Below are 21,983 nucleotides of genomic sequence, written 5' to 3' on the forward strand. Positions count from 1 at the left end.
CGCAAAGTGAAAGAACTTTCAAAAGAAAAAGGAAGTATCTCGTGTGAAGCTTCTTGCCAATACATCAAACAAATACGTGAAACAGTAACGTCTAAACTAGGTATATCCACCGATCATATGACGTGTACTACGACCGAACAGATTCATTTTATTTTAAAAGTCACACACATCATTAAGCAAAACCTGAATAAAGAAGATTTAAGTTCTACATTCAATGCCGGTCAAATGGCTATGAGTCCCCGACAATTTTATCGTAAATTCAAAGAGAGATCTGAAATTTCGCCAAGTGATCTTATCAGAAGTTACCAAATAGAAAAAGCAACAAGTTTGCTATTAACTACCGATACCTCAATACAGGATATCATCGCAGACGTCGGTATTTCAAGTCGTGCCTATTTCTATAAAGAATTTACGCGAAAATTTGATATGACTCCTAAAGATTATCGTGAATTGAATAAAAAGAAGTAAAACTCTATTGTACTCTATCTGTCCTAAACAAGTTATCATCTAACAATCAACTAATTACATTGTACTCAATTGCGACATGATTGTACTTTAGCAAGATATTTATGAATTATCTGAATTTTGGCACAACAGAGTATTCCTTACTACTTTCTATTTACTAACTTTGTGTCATCAATATAATTTGTAAACGCAAATTTAATAAAGACAATATGAAGAAGATTAAAAATGTATTATTCCTATTACTACTCTTAGTTTCGGTAAATACCATAGCTCGAAGTAGCCTTTCTCAAGACAGTCCCAGAATTGTCAATATCATTAATTTCATTCGCCAAGTAGAACCTAGAGATAAGAATATCACCGAAGATGTATTGTATGAAACAGTACACGAACAAGTGAAGTTACTTACTAAATACAATCTACAAGGAACCTTTCTCTTGCAATATGACGCTTTGATCAATCCGCGCTATCAAACACTACTTAAAAAAGAAATAGAACGTGGTTCCGAAATCGGCGGATGGTGGGAAATCACACAACCGCATGTAGAAGCTGCCGGATTAACATGGAGAGGACGTTATGCCTGGGATTGGCATGCTGATGTTGGATTTGCTACCGGATATACTCCTGAAGAAAGAGAAAAATTAGTAGATGTCTACATGGAAAAGTTCAAATCTATATTTGGTAAATACCCAGCCTCCATAGGTTCTTGGTTTATCGACGCACATTCATTAGGATATATGTATGATAAGTATGGTATCAAAGCTTCATGTAACTGCAAAGACCAATATGGAACTGATGGCTATACACTATGGGGAGGATACTGGAATCAGGCATATTACCCCAGTAGACTCAATGGATATATGCCAGCGCAAACAGCCAAAGGACAAATACCGGTACCTGTGTTCCGTATGTTAGGAAGTGATCCTATTTATCAATATGACACAGGTATAGGACATTCAATACAAGGAGTAATCACTCTAGAGCCTGTATATGGAGATGCAGGAGGAAGCGAAAAATGGGTAAGACGTTTCTTCAAATCCATCTTTGAAGACCCATGTCTCGGATTCAATTATACGCAAGCAGGACAAGAAAACTCTTTCACCTGGAACAGCATGGGTAAAGGGCTTGAAATGCAAATTCCGATTCTTGCATCCCTGCAAAAGCAAGGTAAAATTAGAATAGAAACATTGGAAACTTCAGGCGAATGGTTTAAAAAGAAGTATCCATTGAATCCGCCAACATCCGTCACAACCCTCACAGATACTTACGACAATGGACAGAAAACAGTATGGTTTAACAGTCGTTTTTATCGGGCGAATCTTCTATGGGAAAACAACACAATTCGTTTCAGAGACATTCAACTATTTGATGAAAACCTAGAATCTGATTATTTGAAACAACCGGGGACTTCAAATCAATGTGTTTATATGACTTGTCCTATCATTGACGGTTTCCTGTGGAGTGCCCCCAAAGATTTAGCCGGTATCCGGATATATACAATGGACGCTAATAATCATCCTAAAGAAGTGATCATGGAGAAGATGTTAGTTAAAGTATTAGGGGAAAAGGCAACAGAAATAATTTGTAAATCCGCTTCCGGCAAAGAGTATACTTTTACTATGAATGAAAAACTAATTGAGATCAAGAGTAATAATGGGAATCAATGGGTAATGAGGTTGAATGTAGCTAAAAATAAAACGTTTCCGCTGAATCTTTCAAATAAACGGATGCTGAAGGGGCAAATGAAAAATATTAATTACGGAATCATTTGTAGAAAAGGTATCATGGAAAAAGAGGGAAATGGGATTTTATTCATTCCCGAGAAGAACAAAATTACAATAGATTGCTCAAATCGAGAGATTTGAATTTAAAACAACAACACAAATGCAAAGATAGCATTCTATGACAAAGGAATGCCAATTATGAAGTGCTTTATAAAGAATAATATGAGCTCAGTATCAATATGAAACATAATAAAAACAAATACATATAAACTTGTACTTTATTTCAAAAAGGAAATATTCAGATCTTACCACAGATGACACATAGTTACTAGACATTTACATAAATATACTCAATAGGAGATTCAATATTTCACTTATAATTCAGTGAAATCTGTGGTATTTCTGTTTACTTATCTCTATAAACTCATTATTCCTTTTCTATATTTTCCGGTAACCTCTACATCTCCCTAAATTTAGCCGGTAACATACCTTCTCTCTTCCGAAAAAAGTAGAAAACTGTCCTACTGTCTCAAATCCAAGCCGATAAGCGATTGAAGCAATTGTTGAAGAGGGATCTCTTCACTATTACAATAATGAATTTGGTGAGTATAATACTAAATTATAAATAGACGATAAAGCTATTAAATCATCCAAGCTACACACAAAAACCAAAAGAATTATTTGCTAATTAAAAATTAATCTGTACTTTTGCATCCGCAATTCGGGGTGTAGCTCAGCCCGGTTAGAGTACGCGTCTGGGGGGCGTGTGGTCGGAAGTTCGAATCTTCTCACCCCGACAGCTGAGAGTTAATGAGTTAGACCTTTGGTCTAACTCATTTTTTTACTATATAAGTATGCCCCTCATTCTTGTTAAGCAGTTACCTTTACAAAAGGAGAGGAAACTCTTTTGAAGTATCCCACCTTTTTTAGCAACAAAAAAGATGAAAGAAAATCCGAAACACATTCGTATCAGTGAATACAATTATCCTTTGCCGGATGAACGCATTGCAAAATTTCCATTACCCGTTCGTGACCAATCCAAATTATTGGTATATCGTCATGGAGAAGTAAGTGAAGATACATTTACTTCTTTGCCGGATTTTTTACCACCAGGGAGTCTGATGATCTTTAATAATACCAAAGTTATACAGGCTCGACTCCATTTCCGAAAAGAAACCGGAGCACTCATTGAGGTCTTTTGCCTGGAACCCATTGAACCGAATGACTATGTATTAAACTTTCAGCAAACAGAGCATGCTGCCTGGCTATGTATGATCGGTAATTTAAAGAAATGGAAAGACGGAGCACTGAAACGTGAAATGACTGTGAAAGGCTTCCCTATCACCTTAATTGCTACAAGAGGAGAATGTAGAGGAACTAGTCATTGGATAGATTTCTCATGGGACAATCCGGAGGTAACTTTTGCAGACATCCTCGAAGTATTTGGCGAACTACCTATCCCTCCTTATTTGAACCGGGACACACAAGAAAGTGATAAAGAAACCTATCAAACTGTTTATTCTAAGATAAAAGGTTCAGTAGCCGCACCAACAGCAGGATTACATTTTACTCCCCATGTATTGAATGCACTTAAGGAGAAAGGAATAGAACTTGAAGAATTGACGCTTCACGTAGGCGCAGGAACATTCAAACCTGTAAAGAGTGAAGAAATAGAAGGGCATGAAATGCATACGGAATATATTTCCGTCAATCGGGATACCATCAAGAAACTAATAGAACATAACGCTTGTGCTATTGCTGTCGGAACAACTTCTGTGCGTACTCTGGAAAGTTTATACCATATCGGAGTTACACTGGCAGACAATCCGGATGCAACGGAAGAAGAACTGCACGTCAAACAATGGCAACCCTATGAGAAATATAACGAAATCCCCGCGGTAGTTGCTTTACAAAAGATATTAGGCTATCTCGACCGTCACGGAATGGAAGCGTTGCACTCCAGTACACAGATCATCATCGCACCGGGATACAATTATAAAATAGTAAAAGCAATGGTTACCAACTTCCATCAGCCACAGAGCACATTATTGCTACTTGTTTCCGCATTTGTGAAAGGGGACTGGCGGACAATTTATGATTATGCCCTAAACCATGACTTCCGTTTCCTGAGTTACGGTGATTCGTCTCTATTAATTCCTTAAAAAGAAATAGTATGCCAAACGATAATAACCAAGAAATGTTTCCTATCGTTGATGAACAGGGAAATATCACCGGAGCTGCTACACGTGGAGAATGCCATAACGGCAGCAAAATATTACATCCGGTAGTCCATCTTCATGTGTTCAACTCTCAAGGAGATTTATACCTTCAAAAGAGGCCCGAATGGAAAGATATCCAACCCGGAAAATGGGACACAGCGGTAGGCGGACATATAGATTTAGGTGAGAGCGTGGAAATTGCTCTTAAACGCGAAGTCCGCGAAGAGTTGGGCATCACAGACTTTATTCCTGAATCACTTACCAGTTATGTTTTCGAATCCGACCGTGAAAAAGAACTGGTCTTTGTTCATAAGACGGTTTACGATGGAGAAATACATCCCAGCGACGAGTTGGACGGAGGACGTTTCTGGAATATTGAAGAAATAAAAGAAAACCTTGGAAAGGGGATTTTCACTCCCAACTTTGAAGGAGAACTGCAAAGGGTATCACTTATTCCTTCTCTATCCAAGTAACAATCTTTTCCGAGAACGGACTCTCTTTGGGAGCAACAAAACCTACCCAGTTTCCGTTCTCATCAATCATAAACTTTTGGAAGTTCCATTGTACAGGAGCATCTTCTTTACCATTTAGTTCTTTTTTCGTCAACCATTGGTAAAGTGGAGCCATATCTTTGCCTTTTACCGAGATCTTAGCCATCATCGGAAAAGTAACATTATAGTTCAGAGAACAGAACTTAGCAATCTCTTCATTGCTTCCGGGTTCCTGCCATAAAAAGTTATTTGCCGGAAAACCGATGATTACAAAATCCTGATCTTTATACTTCTCATACAACTTCTGCAATTCAGCGTATTGCGGAGTCAATCCACATTTGGAAGCAACATTTACCACCAAGACTTTTTTTCCTTTCAGTGAAGAAAGAGGAAATTCTTTCCCATCAATCGTTGCCACTGTAAAATCGTAGAACGATTTATTTTGAGCTTCTAAAGAAATAGTAGAAATCATAGTTATCATCATTAAAATGAACGTTTTCATATCAAATGCAATTTAGTTTCTTTTCGATTAGGCACAAGCTATAAATTAGCTATTATTATACAAGATCCTGTTTCTGCCATTCAGACGACCGGAGGGAAAAAGGATCTCTTCTCACAAGTATACTGAAAGAGAAAATCCTTCGTCATGCTCCTGATAACAGACTGATGATTCTTTTCAAAAAACAATAGATTCTAATTATGAACAAGCACTTATAAAACGAAGGAAGAGAAAGATTTGTTTAATAAGGAAGACAATATAATGCTGCTGAGACTTTAATTATTAAACGGAAACAATGTAGACTAGTATATGCCTGCTTCTCATCTATTAATAGAAAAGTTATTCTCTATTAGAGGCAAAGTTGTCTTTACCCAATAGAAAAGTTCCTTTCTATTTAAATCAAACTATAAATGCAAGTTTTGTTTATGTAAATGCAAGTTGCATTTATATAAACGAAACTTGCGTTTATACAAACAGAACTTCCATTTATAGTTATCTGTTAGATAAAAACAAGTTTGCTATTAGATAAAAGAAAGTTTACTCCCTATAGAGAATAACTTTTCTATTAATACTTATTGAGTCTTCAACCTATCATTCCGTCACTTCACACCGTAATACTTCCGCTTCACTTGTTTTTGATACGCGCGAGTGCAGTTAGTCCGTAGTTTTGTACCATGAAACAATAACACATAGAGAATCATGTTTAAAGCTATTGTACGTTTTTCTATTAAAAAGAAACTATTTGTGGGACTCACCACACTCTTCCTGTTTATCGGAGGGATCTATGCCATGATGACACTGCCGATTGATGCAGTACCGGACATCACGAACAATCAGGTACAGATTGTAACAGTATCTCCTACCCTTGCACCTCAGGAAGTAGAACAACTTATCACCATGCCTATCGAAATAGCGATGAGCAATATTATGAATGTGGAAGACATTCGTTCAGTCAGCCGTTTTGGCCTGTCGGTAGTAACAGTAGTTTTTAAAGAGAGCGTGCCGACTCTCGATGCCCGACAACTAATCAATGAACAAATACAAACCGTAGCCGGTGAGATTCCTACAGAATTGGGAACACCCGAGATGATGCCAATTACTACCGGATTGGGAGAAATTTACCAATACATACTGAAAGTCGCTCCGGGATATGAAGACAAATACGATGCAATGGAACTGCGTACCATCCAAGATTGGATGGTGAAACGGCAATTATCCGGTATACCGGGTATTGTAGAAATCAATAGTTTCGGTGGTTACCTGAAACAATATGAAGTAGCCGTAGATCCCGATGCATTATTTTCGTTGAATATTACTATCGGTGAAGTATTCGAAGCCCTCAGAAGCAACAATCAAAATACAGGAGGCAGCTATATAGAGAAAGTCAAAAGTGCCTATTACATCCGTTCGGAAGGAATGATCACTCGTCCAAAAGATATTGAGCAGATTGTAGTAGCCAACCGTAACGGGATTCCTATTCATATCAGCGATGTAGGAACCGTTCGCTTTGGTGCTCCCAAACGTTTCGGTGCGATGACAAAGGATGGAGAAGGAGAATGTGTAGGTGGTATTGCCATGATGCTAAAAGGAGCTAATGCCAATGTTGTGACTCGCGAACTAGAAAAGCGAGTAGAGAAATTACAACATCTGTTACCTGAAGGAGTCAGTATTGAGCCCTATCTGAATCGCTCGGAACTAGTAAACCGGAACATATCGACAGTAGTCAATAACCTGATTGAGGGAGCAATTATCGTATTCCTCGTATTAATTCTCTTCCTCGGTAACATTCGTGCAGGATTGATTGTAGCTTCCGTCATCCCGCTGGCAATGCTCTTTGCTTTTATCATGATGCGTATCTTTAACGTCACAGCCAACTTGATGAGTTTAGGAGCTATCGATTTCGGTATTGTGGTAGATGGCTCGATTGTCATACTGGAAGGAATTCTCGCCCATATTTACGGAAAGCAATTTCGTGGACGAACTTTATCAAAAGAAGAAATGGATGCGGAAGTGGAAAAAGGAGCTTCCGGTGTTGTCCGTTCCGCCACTTTTGCAGTACTGATTATCTTAATCGTATTCTTTCCTATCCTGACGCTTGCCGGAATTGAAGGAAAGTACTTCACTCCAATGGCTAAGACACTGGTATTTTGTATCATCGGTGCATTGATTCTTTCATTGACATATGTTCCTATGATGGCATCACTTTTCCTGAAACACACTATTGTAGTGAAACCTACGCTTGCGGACCGTTTCTTTGAGAAGTTGAACAAAGTTTATCAACGGACACTAAAATTCTGCCTTCAGTTTAAATGGCATACAACGGCCGCTGCCTTTGCCGTTCTCATAGCTTCACTTTTCCTTTTCACACGTCTAGGAGCTGAATTTATACCGACTCTCGACGAAGGAGACTTTGCCATGCAAATGACACTTCCAGCCGGAAGTTCACTCTCGGAAAGTATTGAAATATCTAATCTGGCTGAAAAGACATTGATGGATAAGTTTCCTGAAATCAAACATGTAGTAGCCAAAATCGGTACAGCAGAAGTTCCAACTGATCCGATGGCAGTAGAAGATGCGGATGTGATGATTGTAATGAAACCTTTCAAGGAATGGACAAGTGCCAAAGATCGCGCCGAAATGGTCGAGAAAATGAAAGAGGCCCTTGAACCACTGGCAGACCGGGCAGAATTTAATTTCAGCCAACCTATCCAATTACGTTTTAATGAGTTGATGACAGGAGCTAAAGCTGACATCGCCGTAAAACTGTATGGAGAAGACACACACGAACTGTACGAAAGAGCCAAAGAAGCAGCCACCTTTGTAGAAAACATTCCGGGAGCCTCAGACGTTATTGTGGAACAGACAATGGGGTTGCCTCAACTTGTTGTAAAATATAATCGTGGAAAGATAGCCCGTTATGGCATTAACATAGAAGAACTGAATACGATTATCCGGACTGCTTATGCTGGAGAATCAAGCGGGGTAATCTTTGAAAACGAAAGAAGGTTTGATCTGGTTGTCCGTCTCGATCAAGAAAAGGTGGCAGACCTCAACCTCGACAAATTGTTTGTACGTACTTCAGAAGGAATACAAATTCCGGTCAGCGAAGTGGCAAGCATCGATTTAGTCAATGGTCCGCTACAAATTAACCGTGACGCCACCAAACGGCGTATTGTTATCGGAGTGAATGTACGTAATGCGGATATTCAACAAGTAGTAGCTAACATCCAAACAACATTGGATAAGAATATAAAACTGAAACCGGGGTATTACTTCGAATATGGCGGGCAGTTCGAGAACCTGCAAAATGCAATCAATACGCTGATGGTAGTGATTCCGGTAGCGTTAATGCTTATTTTGCTAGTCTTGTTCCTTGCGTTCAAAAATATCACTTACACGTTGATGGTCTTCTCCACAGTACCATTGTCTCTTATCGGTGGTATTTTAGCTTTGTGGCTTCGCAGCCTTCCGTTTAGTATCTCCGCCGGAGTAGGATTCATCGCATTATTCGGGGTGGCAGTATTAAACGGTATCCTAATGGTAAATCATTTTAATGAACTTCGTAAACAAAATAAATACCCTATGACAACCAGTCGTATTATTTCTTTGGGAACGCCTCATTTATTGCGCCCTGTATTCCTGACCGGATTAGTTGCTTCATTGGGATTTGTACCAATGGCAATCGCAACTTCTGCAGGTGCTGAAGTGCAGCGTCCGTTGGCAACAGTAGTGATCGGAGGACTGATTATCTCTACTATGCTAACTCTGATCATCATTCCTGTGTTCTACAAGATAGTCAATTCATGTGCAACGTGGAGACGTCCGGGAAGTAAGTTCCACTTACCGTTTTTCACAATACTATTGCCAGTGTTTCTGTTCATCCCCACTTGTGTGACTGCCCAACAGCCTCAAACTGTCAGTCTGGAACAAGCTATTGCAATAGCAAAACAGAATCATCCTCGCCTGAAAATAGCGGCCAATGCTGTACAACAAGCTAAAACTACTCGCGGTGAGATCATAGAAGCCACTCCCACTTCATTCAGCTATTCGTGGGGACAACTGAACGGAGATAACAAAAATGATAAAGAACTGGCTTTTGAACAAAGTCTGGGTTCCTTACTCACTCCCTTCTACAAGAATGCTTTGGTCAATTGTCAGATAAAAACAAGCACTTACTATCGCCAAATGGTAGAGAAAGAAGTGGTTGCAGAAGTCAAGCGTGCCTGGGCTTACTATCAGTATGCTACGAACCTCAGCTCCATGTATCGCGACCAAGACCAATTGGCAGAAAAACTAAGGCATATCGGTGAGCTTCGTTATCAACAGGGCGAAATCACCTTACTTGAAAAGAATATGATGACCACCTTGGCAGCCGACTTACATAACCGTATGTTTCAGGCACAGGAAGAAGAAAAAATAGCCTTAACACGTTTCCAATGGAGTTGTTATTCAGACACTCTCATTGTTCCTGTCGATTCTACTTTATCTTTATTATACACGCCACTTTCAACCGGAATTGTATCCGAAGCTCATACCCACTATTTCCAAAGTCAAGCAGACGAAGCAAAAGCAATGTTGAATGTAGAACGTAGCCACTTCTTTCCTGAAATCAGCGTGGGATATACACGCCAAAATATTCTTCCCTTGAAGAATTTGAATGCCTGGATGATAGGTGTATCCTTTCCGGTTTATTTTCTTCCACAGAGAAGCAAAGTGAAACAAGCCAAACTTGCCGCTACTTCTGCCCAGCTCCAAGCGGATGCAAATCTTCGGGAGTTGAATAATAAAGTCACCGAACTGGAAGCTAATCTCAGAAAGTATAACGAGAGCCTTCATTTTTATACCTCTTCAGCACTGAAAGAAGCAGAAGAGTTGATTAAAGCTGCTAATTTGCAATTGCAGCACAGCGAGACAGGTGTAGCCGAATATATACAGTCTATTACCACTGCACGGGATATCCGACGTGGATATATTGAAACTGTTTATCAATATAACATCGCTGCTTTGGAATACGAGTTATTTAAATAGACAGATCATTGATAATTCAACAAAACGTCCTGTCACAAATAAATTAGAAACAGATTGTAAATAAAAAGAATATGAAAAAGATAGTTTACCCCTTCCTATTACTTGCTCTGGTAGCTTGCAAAGGAAACCAGCAACCGGCTGATACAGATGAGACAACCCCTGTTGTAACAGCCAAAGTGGACAGTACAGCACAACCAGAAGTAGATGCAATAACATCTGCTACTTCAAAACCGAATCAAGTTTCTTTCAATGGTCGAATTGTTCTGCCTCCCCAACGGCAAGCAACGATTGCTCTAACTATGGGTGGAGTGATTAAAAGCACTTCTCTATTACCGGGGCAACGCGTAAATCCTAATACAGTGATAGCCACTTTGGAGAATCCGGAATTCATCACGCTCCAACAGACTTATCTGGACAGTCACGCACAAACCGAATATCTTCAGGCGGAATACGAACGGCAAAAAACTCTTTCTGCCGAACAAGCAGCCTCTCAAAAGAAATTCCAGCAGAGCAAAGCCGATTATCTTTCGATGAAAAGCCGTCAGGATGCAGCAGCAGCACAACTTCTGCTCCTAGGTGTACATCCAGAGACTCTCATCCAGAATGGTATCCAGCCTTTACTGGAGGTGAAATCTCCTATCAGTGGTTATGCAACAAACGTCGATATGAATATCGGTAAATATGTGAATCCCGGAGAGGCTCTCTGTGAAATAATTGATAAAACAGTCCCCATGCTCTGCCTGACTACTTATGAAAAAGACCTTGCAGATATGCAAATCGGAAGTCCCGTACAGTTTCGCGTCAATGGAATGGGAAAGCAAGTCTTTTATGGCACAGTCGTTTCTATTGGACAAAAGGTAGACGAAGTAAACCGTTCGCTTGAAGTATATGCTACTATCAAAGAGGCAGATCCGCAATTTCGTCCGGGAATGTACGTAACAGCACATATCCAAAAACAACCAGACGCAACTAAATAATTTGTAATTAACAACTATCTTTGCAGTATGATAGTAAAGACCATAAGAAAAGATAAGTATCTGCTCTCTACAGTCATCATTTCCATGGTGGTGGCTGTACTTATTCATTTTCCGGAATTAGTCTCTCTCTTCGACCGGTTCGAGAGTCACTCTCTTTTTCCGGGAATGAGATTTATGGATGTAGCCAATGAAGTTTGGTTCACTTTTCTTTCTCTGTTGCTTCTCTTTGCCATTAATACACGATTATTTCATTTCAACCAAGCGTCTATCAAGATCACAGGAACTAAGATTCTTCTTTCTTTCATCCTTACATGGATATTAAATAATCTGTTGGGACAGTTTTTTGTATTCCTGCACAATACTTTAGATATCCCGGCAATCGATGCAATGGTACATCATTACTTACATCCTTTACGCGACTTTATCATTTCCTGCCTTGTTACCAGTAGTTGTTACATCATATATCTTATTCGTCGCCAACAACAAGTATCGGTAGAAAATGAACAATTACAAGCCGAAAATATTCGTAACCAATATGAGGTACTGAAGAATCAACTTAATCCACATATGTTGTTCAACTCTCTGAACACTTTACAATCATTGGTCCGTGAAAATCAAAATAAAGCACAAGATTACATTCAGGAATTGTCCCGGGTATTACGGTATACACTACAAAGCAACGATTCACAAAGTGTCAGTCTTCGGGAGGAAATGGATTTTGCTTCTGCCTATATCTTCTTATTGAAAATGAGATTTGAAAACAATCTGCAATTCGATATACAGATAAATAAATCTTTCGAGACTTACCATCTCCCTCCTATGGCAATACAAGTATTGATTGAAAATGCTGTTAAACACAATGAGATCAGTAATCGCAAACCACTGACCATACATATTTCTACGGATACAGAAGGATTCTTAGCGGTCAGCAATACTATTCAGCCCAAATGGACTGCTACTCCGGGTACCGGAATTGGCCTGGTAAACCTAGCAAAACGATACCGCCTGTTATTCAAACAAGATATTCAAATCACAGAAGATAAAGAATTTACTGTACGCATTCCTCTTATTTACCAGAATCTATAATATTTATTTGTGAGAAGCTATGAAAACTGTTATTATTGAAGATGAAAAGGCAGCTGTACGTAACCTTACTTCGCTACTTAACGAAATAAAACCGAATGCAGAAGTGATCACAGTATTAGATAGCATTGAGGGCACTATCGAATGGTTTAATAGCCACTCGATGCCTGAACTGGTATTTATGGATATTCATCTGGCAGACGGTTCTGCCTTTGAGATATTTGAACATATCCATATCTCTTGCCCAATCATATTCACTACCGCTTATGATGAGTATGCTTTACGTGCATTCAAAGTAAACAGTATCGACTATTTACTCAAACCAATTGGCAAAGAAGATATCGAACATGCTTTTGAAAAACTGGAGAGTTTACAGGAATCTCCTGTAAACAATGAACATGACCAACAAGTACAAGACAATGAGCTATTACAATTAATTCACTCCCTTAAAAAGCAAGAGAACTATAAGACACACTTCCTCATTCCTCTGAAAGGAGATAAATTATTGCCTATTTCTGTAGACATGATACAATTGTTCTACATCAAAGATTGTCAGGTAAAAGCCGTATTAGCAGATGGAACGGAACACTATTTTCCTCAGACATTGGATGAACTTACCGATTGCTTAAATCCTAACCTCTTTTTTAGAGCTAACCGCCAATACTTAATTTCAAAAGAAGCAATTAAAGATATTGACCTTTGGTTCAACAGTCGGTTATCTATCAATCTTAGATATTCGGGAATAACAGAAAAAATATTAGTCAGCAAAGCAAGAGTTTCAGAATTCAAGGAGTGGTTCTCAGGAAAATAAGCACCACCCCTTAAATATATCAATTAACGAGATTTCTTGAGAGGACTAGCTTTTACTCCTTCGAAAGTCATCTTTATAGGTTTTATATAGCCATCCTTATCAAAATATAAACGATCGATACATGTCACACGACTATTAGCAGCTGTTTCTCCTAACGGACGACGATGATAAATAATGTACCATTCATCTTTACCTCGACCTTTTATCAAAGAATGATGACCAGCTCCGACTGCAACTGAAAGATCCTGTTCCAAAATCTTCCCAATTCTTTTAAATGGTCCAAAAGGAGAATCAGCAATAGCATATGCCACACAATAATCGGGACCACCCCATCCGCCTTCAGACCACATGAAATAATATTTTCCTTTTCGTTTCAACATAAACGGACCTTCCACATAATTTTCGGGAGTTACTTCCTTATACATAGTCCCATCTTCAAAAGGAACTATACTCAATAAATCCGGAGCCATCTTTACCATATTGCAATGTCTCCATCCCCCATAATACATATAATACTGACCGTCATCATCTTTAAATACATACTGGTCGATAGGCTGTGCCCCATTAATAATTTTATCAATTAAAGGTTTACCTAAAGCATCTTTAAAAGGTCCTTCCGGTTTGTCTGCTACTGCAACACCAATACCTCCCAGTTCATTATTGTTCTGGATGTCATTAGCACCAAAGAACAAATAGTATTTCCCATTTTCCTGAACGACTGCCGGTGCCCATAATGCACGTCGTAGCCAACTAATATTCTTTTTTTCAATTACTCTGGGGTGCTTTTTCCAATTTACCAGATCAGTGGATGAGAAAGCATCCATAAATATCTGATCATCATAAGGAGCAGAATATGTCGGATAAACCCAATATTCCTTATTAAACACAACTCCCTCCGGATCAGCATACCATCCTTGGAAAATGGGATTACCACTTGTTTCCTTTGGAGTAGAAGCTTTCTGAGCACAAAGAGAAGTAGAACAGCCTAATACTATAGAAAGAAAAATGTTTCTATACTTCATATCACAAAAAATTTAAATTAATATATAACTAACTTTTATCTAAAAAACTATTTATCAGCTGCCGGTATCGTTGAATAAGTAACACTTCCAATCCGACCATTAGTCATGGTTTCCGCCTGAATAACCAAAGGAGTGGAATACTGATTATTATAACATTCGATTACAGCCTTTCCTTCTGCATCTGTCTGTACAGCAGGATTCCAGTAAAGAGTACGTCTCTTATCGACCCTGTCCATGTACAACTGTTTTTGCGGATAAGAAGGAGAATAACATTCCAATACAGGTGTGTAACCTTGTATGACTGTCTTACGGGTTCCCCAAGCTGCTGTCTCATTCTTATTCATAATATCATGGTGAGGAAGAGGTATCAGATATACAAATATAAACTCATCTAAATTTGTCATATCTAATTTTTTATTATTATTCAAAGTATTACTATTACTTGTAGTACTTGTACTACTATTATTTGTAGAACTAAGATCGTCCGGATCTGTTCTATTCATATCATCTGTCATACTGCGATCATCAGAAGTACTAAGATCCAACACATCATTTACACCAGATAGGCTGGAATTGTTAAGTATCTCATCACGAATAGCCTGATTTCCTTTACATATAATCATTGAAGCCAATCCGTCAATCTCAGTCAACATCATCTTTTCTTCCACACGAGACAAAATTTTACCATCGAAAATAAACTTCATTGGCTTCAACCGATAAGTGTATGAATCATCTCTTTTATCCCAAAGAAATTGCGGGCTCTGTATTTCCAAGAATTCAGGAATCGAATTAACAAATTTTCCTTGGTCACGCAACAAATCAACAATCTGACGTACATCATAGTAAGCGTCTATACTCTTTTCACTGATTTTCGTATCCATGTAACCTTTGCGTTTTTTACTTTTGACAACAACTTCATCCAACAAGAAGTCACTTTCTACTCTACGAAGTGAATCCAGATAAAGAGAATCGAAATCATCCACTACTTGTCTCCATTGATCCAGATCTTTCCATTCCGGATGAGATTCCAAATAATCAAGAGGGCGCACTTTAGGAGAGAAATTACGATCAATCATAATAAAAGCATCTTTATTACGATTCTTATTCAATCTACGTGTCTGGAATAGTGCTTCCTCACTTCCTTCAAAATCCTCCATAGGAATAGAAAAGCGTCCATTCTCATCTGTTACAGTTTGCCCGGTAATAATACCGTCCTCCTTTTTAATCATTACACTAAGACCGATATTTTTCAATTCATTCTTTAGAATAGTAGATTTTACTTGACCATTCAGAACCAACTGTGATTCCGGTCTTTGTAGTGGTGTGTATGGAGTAACTCCGATTATTTGTTCCATATCGTATTTACGCCATCCATGTACTAACATCAAGATATCCAGTTCTTGCAGCTTTTTAGTATCCATGTCAACTAAGTAATAACCTGGTTGATGAATATAACCTTTCAAATCGGAGGTAAATAAAAGATCGGTAAATAGATTATTATCATACTCCAAATAATCAGAACGCAATGCATCTCGTACACTTACAGACAAATTACCTGCTACAGGATTCCCTGACGAATCTTTTAGCTGCAACTCACAACGAATAGGTGCATATGGTTCATAGACCCTTTTCAATCCGGAAGCTGATATACGTAAAGGTGCTTTAGGAAAACAAAAAGTAAAACGCTCACATACTGTATGTCCTGCACGATTGATAAGACTAATCTGAATAACACCTGAAGGTAAGTCACGAGAGCGCATCGTCATGTATTGAGGTGCATCTGCTTGACAATAAATTGTTTTATAAGCATAAGGTCTACCAGCATGACTAATAAAAATAGCCAGAGAATCTTGGGCTGTTTTTGCATTACAGGATACATTTACAGAAAGAACACCTGATGCATTGTCCACCTTCATCACATAGCCTGATGGAAGTGCTTTCGGAAGTTCAAACTTATATTCATTTCCTTTAAAGTTTACTTTAGCAATAGCCGGTGAAGATGTGGGAGTATAATTAAAATGTCCCATACCGTCGTGCATCGTTTCTAATTTTGCGAGTTCTTTTCCATCGGCAGAATAAAGTGCTCCAGATAATTGAATGTCGCCATCCCGATTACTTTCTGCTTTAAAAGCGACACGTGACTCTAATCCTTCGACTAACTGCCCGCCCTCGGGAAAAAATCCTATATCTAATTTCTTTTTAGTTATCTCCGGACGTTGATCCATAGAGGTACTTAAATCATAATTAGTGATATTACGTTCCGACTGATTCCCTCTTGCTAATTGGTATATTGGGAAAGTACGTGAGAAATATTGTGGTTCGCTAAATCCTAGCATCCAACGAGTATAAGCCCGCACCTCATAGTAACCGGACAGCAACGACTTAGGAAGAGCTATCTGTCCGTTTCCTTGTCCTTGAGAGAGTTTTATAATTTGCTTGTCTCTGATATGACCAGCCTGGTCTATTAGTTCCACATACAATGGCCGACTTATCTCACTAAATGTTGGCTGTTCTGCAAGAGTCACATAAGCCTTAAACCAAATAGTGTCACCTATATAGTAACTAGTATTATCAAAATGCAGATAGGCTTTTTCACGTGGATAGTTTGAAGCAAAAGTTTGTGCTTGTTTCATGTACTGTTCAAATATACCACCTTGAGCCGGAAGCTCTTGCCCAACTACAACTGTAGCTAGCAGATTGCAAACTACAAGAATTAAGAATAGTCTTTTGTTTTTCATCTCTACAAGATTTTGTGGTTCAAATATAACTATTTTTTAATAGCAATGAAAAAATACACAAACAAATGATAGCAAGAAGGAGCAAATTGAGACGATTTTATCCTTTTCTGAAGCATTTGATATTATAATTGTCTCCTTTCATAAATTTTGTTCTAACTCTGTTACCATAATAAAACAGCAACCAAACACTATTTTAAATATCCTTTCTCCAGTGCTTCTTCTTTCACATCCTTCAAATAGAGGTTCCATAATTGTTCTGCCTCATACTGTTCTCCAAGAATTTGGTGAATAGCTTTATCAAACGACCAATGATCTATTTCTTTTATAGTACGATGGAACTTACGAACGAAATCCCCATCAAAATTACGTAACCACATTAAGAAACAAGCAGAAACACGATAAGGAGTCAGCCATTTCTTCTCACTTTTTTCGCCTTGCAAACCAGCACCAATTCGTTCCTTATCTCCAAATCCTTTTGCTATAAAACGTACTGCATCTGCCATACCTTCTAGACCAACAAAATAATGGTCCGCATTTTCCGTCTTTTTATAATTGGGGTAATGTTGATAAGCATGTGTCAATTCATGAAGGAAAATACCAATCTGCTCGTTTTTTAAAACATTAAAATTACTTCTTTTATAATAATTTTCAAGATAAGGAGCATTCAACTTCATACGTGCTTTCCCCTGATGATGGCTTAGATATGCAGGAGTAGCCCCATCAAACCCTTCCTTCTCTTTTACCATAGCTCCAACCATATTAGTCAGTTGCTTGATATTAATAATGTCGTCGCCCGGAGCATAAAGTACATTGACTACTCTTAATATCACACGTTTGTAGAATGAATCGAAATTTCCAACCAACTCATTTACATTTTCAGCCTTGTGCTCTGTTGCTACCACCATCGGGTCATTCTCCGGTTTATCAAGGAGTATTTTTGCATACAGCTGTACAATAGATGATTGACGCATCGAATCATCTATGCATACATTTATATTCTCGGGCAACGAAAAGGATTTCCACTTGTCTTCTAAACTTATTTCTCGGGCATTCACAGCAAAAGAAGAAGTATAAAAAGTGTCTATACATTGCTCGGGTATATAAGCCAATCGTACCATAACATCCTGAGAAGTGGTAACGACTGTATTTCGTTGTCCTCTGAGTAACAAATGTTTTTGTTGGTTACGCAAGTTAGAATAACTAATCTCTGCACCAATATATTTTCCTAATTGCTCATTATTCTCCGTTTTGTCTTTCCATATAATGGTAAGTTCGTCTATTTCGGGGTCAAGATAAGCATCTGACGGTTGTTGAGGAGATAATTTTTCTTGGTACTTATTCCCATACACCTGAACAACACTTTTATAAGGAATAAAAAAACTTTTCTTATCCTGTTGTTTCAACACTACTTTATAAGACTTCTCTTTTAAGTTTTCTACCCGAAACGTTTGATCTCCTTTTAAATTGAATTTATACTTCCGAGATCCCACTTTCAATGAATAAGCATTTTCTATCGTTCCGTCACCTTCTTGCTTCACTACAACACTGTTTCTTCCACCAAAAACATTCACCTTAAAGTCTTTAGAGAAAGCGGGTAATGAAAGCAAGAAAGCTATGAGTAAAATCATTAGCTTTCTTACCATAATTATCTTTATTATTTTATCTATTCATCCCTACAGTCTCCTATGCCTCCACAATCAATAGATTATGAGCTAAATGAGAAGAGATATATGGGTTTAACTTCCGAATATATCCTGCTTTTTTCAGGGATTAACAATACGCAAATCAATTTTATTTTATCTGTTGATATTTCATCGTTTTTCCGGGTAATGAAAGTGATGGAGGCACTGCCTCATCGGATATAGCCCGTTTATAATTCGGTTTAGCACTCATCACAAATCGAAGTTTTACACCATCACGAACATCATCGTATGTCAGATAAGACTTATCATATTTCTTATCATTCACATATAACTCTTTCACATATACATTCTTTGGTGACCAATTGTCCGCCTTCATCTCAATCATTTTACCATTACTCATACGAATAGTAATTGCTTTAGCACAAGGAGAACCAATATTATAAACATTGCTCGAAGGAGCAATCGGATAGAAACCGATACAATTAAACATATACCATGCAGACATCTGCCCACAATCATCATTGCCACTCAACGCATCCGGTGTGTTACCATAGAAGCGATCTACGATTGTACGAACCCACTTTTGGCATTTCCACGGTTCTTTCAGATAATTATATAAATAAGCTACATGATGACAAGGCTCATTGCCATGCCAATAAGCACCAATACGTCCTTGAATATCATGTGCTCCGGGAATATCATCCGGAAGTTCCACCGTAAAAAGATCGTCAAGGCGTTTACGGAACAGTTCTTTTCCAGCTTCGTTTATATATCCTTGAACATCCTGCGGAACATACCAAGTATACTGCAACGTGAAACCTTCTGTTATATCTCCCCAACCATTTACAGAACCAGGTCCTTGATAAGCTACAGGAGTAAACGGAGTACGCCAATCACCTTTACTATCCCGTCCACGCATATATTTCGTTTCCGGATCAATCAAAGTTTGATAAGAAAGTGCACGATTCAGGAAATAACGATAATCGTCTTCTTTTCCTAATTTCTTAGCAGCCTGCGCAATACAATAATCATCGTAAGCGTATTCCAATGTTTTAGATACCGACTCAGCTTCTTTGTCAAAAGGTACATACCCCATCGAACTATATTCCGGCAAACAATCATAATGTGGATTCGTTGCCGTAGTCTTCATTGCCTCATAGGCACGTTCGTAATCAAATCCCTTAACACCTTTTACTATCATATCCGCCAATACAGACACAGCATGATAGCCAATCATACACCAAGTCTCATTTCCATAAAATGACCAGATAGGCAACATTTTTTCTACACTCTTATCGTAGTGAGCCAACATAGAATTGGCAATATTCGCATTTACATCTTGCTGAACCAAGTTGAACCAAGGATGCAAGGCACGATAAGTATCCCATAAAGAAAATACAGTATAGTTCGTAAAGCCTTCCGCTTTTTCAATATTCTTATCCAGCCCCCGGAAACTACCGTCGGAATCCTGAAATATGAAAGGATGCAAAGCTGCATGGTAAGCCGAAGTATAGAATGTTTCTTTCGTTTTCCGATCAGCTTCCAGTGTATATTTATTCAATTCTTTCTCCCAAAGCTCCTCTCCTTTTGCTTTCAATTCATCAAATGTCATACCATCCAACTCCTTCATATTCTGCATAGCCCCATCTGTACTAACAGCAGAAATAGACGTTTTTACAGTAACAATCTCTCCTTGTTCTGTGTTGAAAGAAAGACAAGCCATCAAATTCTTACCCCAAGCTTCGTTACAACTACGAAAGCGGGAAGTATTGTAAATCACAGGCTTCTTATCCTGCATAAACCGAAGTCCGTCGAGTTTCTTTGAAAAAACAGCCGTAAAATAGACATGACGTTCCGGTCCCCATCCTTTCACCAGTTTATAACCCGTAATTGTAGAATCGTTAATCATTCGTAGATTTGACCACTCACAAGATTGCCATAAAGTATGATTCATGTCAATCATAATAAATGCCTTGTCTGATTTAGGAAAGGTAAAGCGAAAAATTCCACTACGCAAACCTGAGGTCATCTCAGCCTTCACATTATAATCTGTCAGTTTTACGGCATAATAATTGGGAGTTGCCCATTCCTGTTCATGTGAATAACGTGAACGATATCCTTTATCAGGTTCCTCATGGGTACCCGGTTCCAATTTCATTTCTCCTGTTCCCGGTATAAACAAGAAATCTCCCAAATCCGGAATCCCTGTGCCACTTAAGTGTGTCAAGCTAAATCCCATGATCGTTGGATGGTTGTATTTATATCCGGATGCTGCGTCATAGAACTTAGCATCTGTATCCGGACTTATCTGGATTCCTCCAAAAGGAATCTGAGCTCCCGGATAAACATTTCCATATCCATCCGTTCCCACAAATGGATTCACGTACTCAATCATTTTTTCGGTTTGAGCCATGCCTGGCAAAGTTGCCAGACATGACAAAACCAAAAACAACTTCTTTCCAGTCATTCTCATCGCGATTTATTTTATGCTTGTGTATCTCCTACTGCTACCTGATATTCGTGCCATAAGTCATCTATGTTATACTCCTTACCTAACACATGCTTAATAGCTCCGTCGAATGACCAAGGTACAACTTCCAATGTACTACGATTAAACTTCCGTAAGAATTCCGGATCTTTATTGTCACGCAACCATACGAAGAAATAACCTGCGGTACGATAACCGTCCATATAATTCCCTCCTTTCGGACGAGCTCCCGGTCCAAATCCTCCGTTTGCTACACGTACAGCATCCGCCATCCCCTCAATAAATGCCCAGAACACACGACTATTACCATAATTTCCAATACCTTGAGGTTCCAACTGATAAGCATGAGTCAATTCATGCAGAAGTACTCCGCGAGTCTCAAAGAAAAGTTTTGCCGTATCATTTGCCGCAAATGACTTTTCAATATGACGTGTACTATAGAAAATAGAAATATTTCCATGATTACCACCTTTAGCAGAAACTCCATCAATATCTTCTAATGTATAATGAATCTTATATACCGGTACAATACTATCTTTGGGAGAATTATAAAGTGTGGCCAATACGGTACGTGCCTGTTCTTTAATATATGATTCAGCATCCGGAATAATCCGATGATAAATATCGGAACCTTTTGAATTCGGAGCCTTATCCTGAAACAATACGGTTCCGACATTATATTTTTCCCATAAAACCTCTGCCCCATCTTGCTGTCCTTTTTTACTTGTCGAACAAGCTCCTATTCCTACCAACAGGAATAATCCATAAAATAAATATTTCTTTTTCATATCAAGTGTT

13 protein-coding genes, 1 tRNA gene and 1 pseudogene are annotated in these 21,983 nt (G+C 38.5%); 9 read left to right on the forward strand and 6 right to left on the reverse strand.

The window, feature by feature from the left end:
• Positions 1-120: 120 nt before the first annotated feature.
• The 5 genes and pseudogenes from CZ225_RS20445 to CZ225_RS20465 all read left to right on the forward strand — a co-directional run.
• Positions 121-468, forward strand: a pseudogene (locus CZ225_RS20445) (helix-turn-helix transcriptional regulator); the annotation flags it as partial.
• Between the two features lie 206 nt (positions 469-674).
• Entirely contained in the window at positions 675-2,327 is a 1,653-nt protein-coding gene (locus CZ225_RS20450; protein WP_077155271.1) for a hypothetical protein, read from the forward strand.
• Positions 2,328-2,908: 581 nt separating this feature from the next.
• Positions 2,909-2,983, forward strand: a tRNA-Pro gene (locus CZ225_RS20455).
• Between the two features lie 144 nt (positions 2,984-3,127).
• Positions 3,128-4,348, forward strand: coding sequence for an S-adenosylmethionine:tRNA ribosyltransferase-isomerase (locus tag CZ225_RS20460; RefSeq protein ID WP_077155272.1), 1,221 nt, complete (start codon positions 3,128-3,130; stop codon positions 4,346-4,348).
• 11 nt (positions 4,349-4,359) lie between these two features.
• The gene (locus CZ225_RS20465; RefSeq protein WP_077155273.1) at positions 4,360-4,878 is read left to right on the forward strand and encodes an NUDIX hydrolase; all 519 of its coding nucleotides are present in this window, start codon (positions 4,360-4,362) and stop codon (positions 4,876-4,878) included.
• On the opposite strand, the gene CZ225_RS20470 is transcribed toward CZ225_RS20465, so the two are convergent.
• Positions 4,856-5,398 carry a glutathione peroxidase gene (locus CZ225_RS20470; protein WP_077155274.1) on the reverse strand — a complete coding sequence of 181 codons (543 nt, stop codon included), beginning with the start codon at positions 5,396-5,398 and terminating at the stop codon, positions 4,856-4,858. The genes CZ225_RS20465 and CZ225_RS20470 overlap by 23 nt on opposite strands.
• A gap of 696 nt (positions 5,399-6,094) precedes the next feature.
• Here CZ225_RS20470 and CZ225_RS20475 point away from each other — a divergent pair.
• The 4 genes from CZ225_RS20475 to CZ225_RS20490 all read left to right on the forward strand — a co-directional run bounded on the left by CZ225_RS20475 (position 6,095) and on the right by CZ225_RS20490 (position 13,294).
• Positions 6,095-10,423: a CusA/CzcA family heavy metal efflux RND transporter gene (locus tag CZ225_RS20475; RefSeq protein ID WP_077155275.1), complete on the forward strand. Its 4,329-nt coding sequence runs from the start codon at positions 6,095-6,097 to the stop codon at positions 10,421-10,423.
• Positions 10,424-10,494: 71 nt separating this feature from the next.
• The gene (locus CZ225_RS20480) at positions 10,495-11,400 is read left to right on the forward strand and encodes an efflux RND transporter periplasmic adaptor subunit (protein ID WP_077155276.1); all 906 of its coding nucleotides are present in this window, start codon (positions 10,495-10,497) and stop codon (positions 11,398-11,400) included.
• Between the two features lie 27 nt (positions 11,401-11,427).
• Complete coding sequence (locus tag CZ225_RS20485) at positions 11,428-12,486, forward strand: sensor histidine kinase (RefSeq protein WP_077155277.1); 1,059 nt, start codon at positions 11,428-11,430, stop codon at positions 12,484-12,486.
• A 19-nt stretch (positions 12,487-12,505) separates the two neighbouring features.
• Positions 12,506-13,294 (forward strand): LytR/AlgR family response regulator transcription factor, encoded by a 789-nt coding sequence (locus tag CZ225_RS20490; RefSeq protein WP_077155278.1) that lies wholly within the window; start codon positions 12,506-12,508, stop codon positions 13,292-13,294.
• A 23-nt stretch (positions 13,295-13,317) separates the two neighbouring features.
• Here CZ225_RS20490 and CZ225_RS20495 read toward each other — a convergent pair whose 3' ends face one another.
• The 5 genes from CZ225_RS20495 to CZ225_RS20515 form a co-directional block, all read right to left on the reverse strand.
• Positions 13,318-14,316, reverse strand: a complete 999-nt coding sequence (locus CZ225_RS20495; RefSeq protein WP_077155279.1) for a glycoside hydrolase family 43 protein — start codon at positions 14,314-14,316, stop codon at positions 13,318-13,320.
• Positions 14,317-14,363: 47 nt separating this feature from the next.
• Entirely contained in the window at positions 14,364-17,054 is a 2,691-nt protein-coding gene (locus CZ225_RS20500; RefSeq protein ID WP_077155280.1) for a hypothetical protein, read from the reverse strand.
• A gap of 188 nt (positions 17,055-17,242) precedes the next feature.
• Entirely contained in the window at positions 17,243-18,697 is a 1,455-nt protein-coding gene (locus CZ225_RS20505; RefSeq protein WP_083714685.1) for a basic secretory protein-like protein, read from the reverse strand.
• A gap of 148 nt (positions 18,698-18,845) precedes the next feature.
• Positions 18,846-21,164, reverse strand: coding sequence for a GH92 family glycosyl hydrolase (locus CZ225_RS20510; protein ID WP_077155282.1), 2,319 nt, complete (start codon positions 21,162-21,164; stop codon positions 18,846-18,848).
• Between the two features lie 17 nt (positions 21,165-21,181).
• Positions 21,182-21,973, reverse strand: coding sequence for a basic secretory protein-like protein (locus tag CZ225_RS20515; RefSeq protein ID WP_077155283.1), 792 nt, complete (start codon positions 21,971-21,973; stop codon positions 21,182-21,184).
• Between the last annotated feature and the right edge of the window lie 10 nt (positions 21,974-21,983).

It is taken from the genome of Bacteroides bouchesdurhonensis, assembly GCF_900155865.1.
In the GTDB taxonomy this organism is placed as follows: Bacteria; Bacteroidota; Bacteroidia; order Bacteroidales; family Bacteroidaceae; genus Bacteroides; species Bacteroides bouchesdurhonensis.

What these genes read in the sequence shown, in the direction of transcription:
- CZ225_RS20480 (WP_077155276.1), top strand. Translation starts at nt 10,495, where the DNA reads ATGAAAAAGATAGTTTACCCCTTCCTATTACTTGCTCTGGTAGCTTGC.
- CZ225_RS20465 (WP_077155273.1), top strand. Translation starts at nt 4,360, where the DNA reads ATGCCAAACGATAATAACCAAGAAATGTTTCCTATCGTTGATGAACAG.
- CZ225_RS20515 (WP_077155283.1), bottom strand. Translation starts at nt 21,973, where the DNA reads ATGAAAAAGAAATATTTATTTTATGGATTATTCCTGTTGGTAGGAATA.
- CZ225_RS20505 (WP_083714685.1), bottom strand. Translation starts at nt 18,697, where the DNA reads ATGGTAAGAAAGCTAATGATTTTACTCATAGCTTTCTTGCTTTCATTA.
- CZ225_RS20475 (WP_077155275.1), top strand. Translation starts at nt 6,095, where the DNA reads ATGTTTAAAGCTATTGTACGTTTTTCTATTAAAAAGAAACTATTTGTG.
- CZ225_RS20470 (WP_077155274.1), bottom strand. Translation starts at nt 5,398, where the DNA reads ATGAAAACGTTCATTTTAATGATGATAACTATGATTTCTACTATTTCT.
- CZ225_RS20490 (WP_077155278.1), top strand. Translation starts at nt 12,506, where the DNA reads ATGAAAACTGTTATTATTGAAGATGAAAAGGCAGCTGTACGTAACCTT.
- CZ225_RS20500 (WP_077155280.1), bottom strand. Translation starts at nt 17,054, where the DNA reads ATGAAAAACAAAAGACTATTCTTAATTCTTGTAGTTTGCAATCTGCTA.
- CZ225_RS20485 (WP_077155277.1), top strand. Translation starts at nt 11,428, where the DNA reads ATGATAGTAAAGACCATAAGAAAAGATAAGTATCTGCTCTCTACAGTC.
- CZ225_RS20460 (WP_077155272.1), top strand. Translation starts at nt 3,128, where the DNA reads ATGAAAGAAAATCCGAAACACATTCGTATCAGTGAATACAATTATCCT.
- CZ225_RS20495 (WP_077155279.1), bottom strand. Translation starts at nt 14,316, where the DNA reads ATGAAGTATAGAAACATTTTTCTTTCTATAGTATTAGGCTGTTCTACT.
- CZ225_RS20450 (WP_077155271.1), top strand. Translation starts at nt 675, where the DNA reads ATGAAGAAGATTAAAAATGTATTATTCCTATTACTACTCTTAGTTTCG.
- CZ225_RS20510 (WP_077155282.1), bottom strand. Translation starts at nt 21,164, where the DNA reads ATGACTGGAAAGAAGTTGTTTTTGGTTTTGTCATGTCTGGCAACTTTG.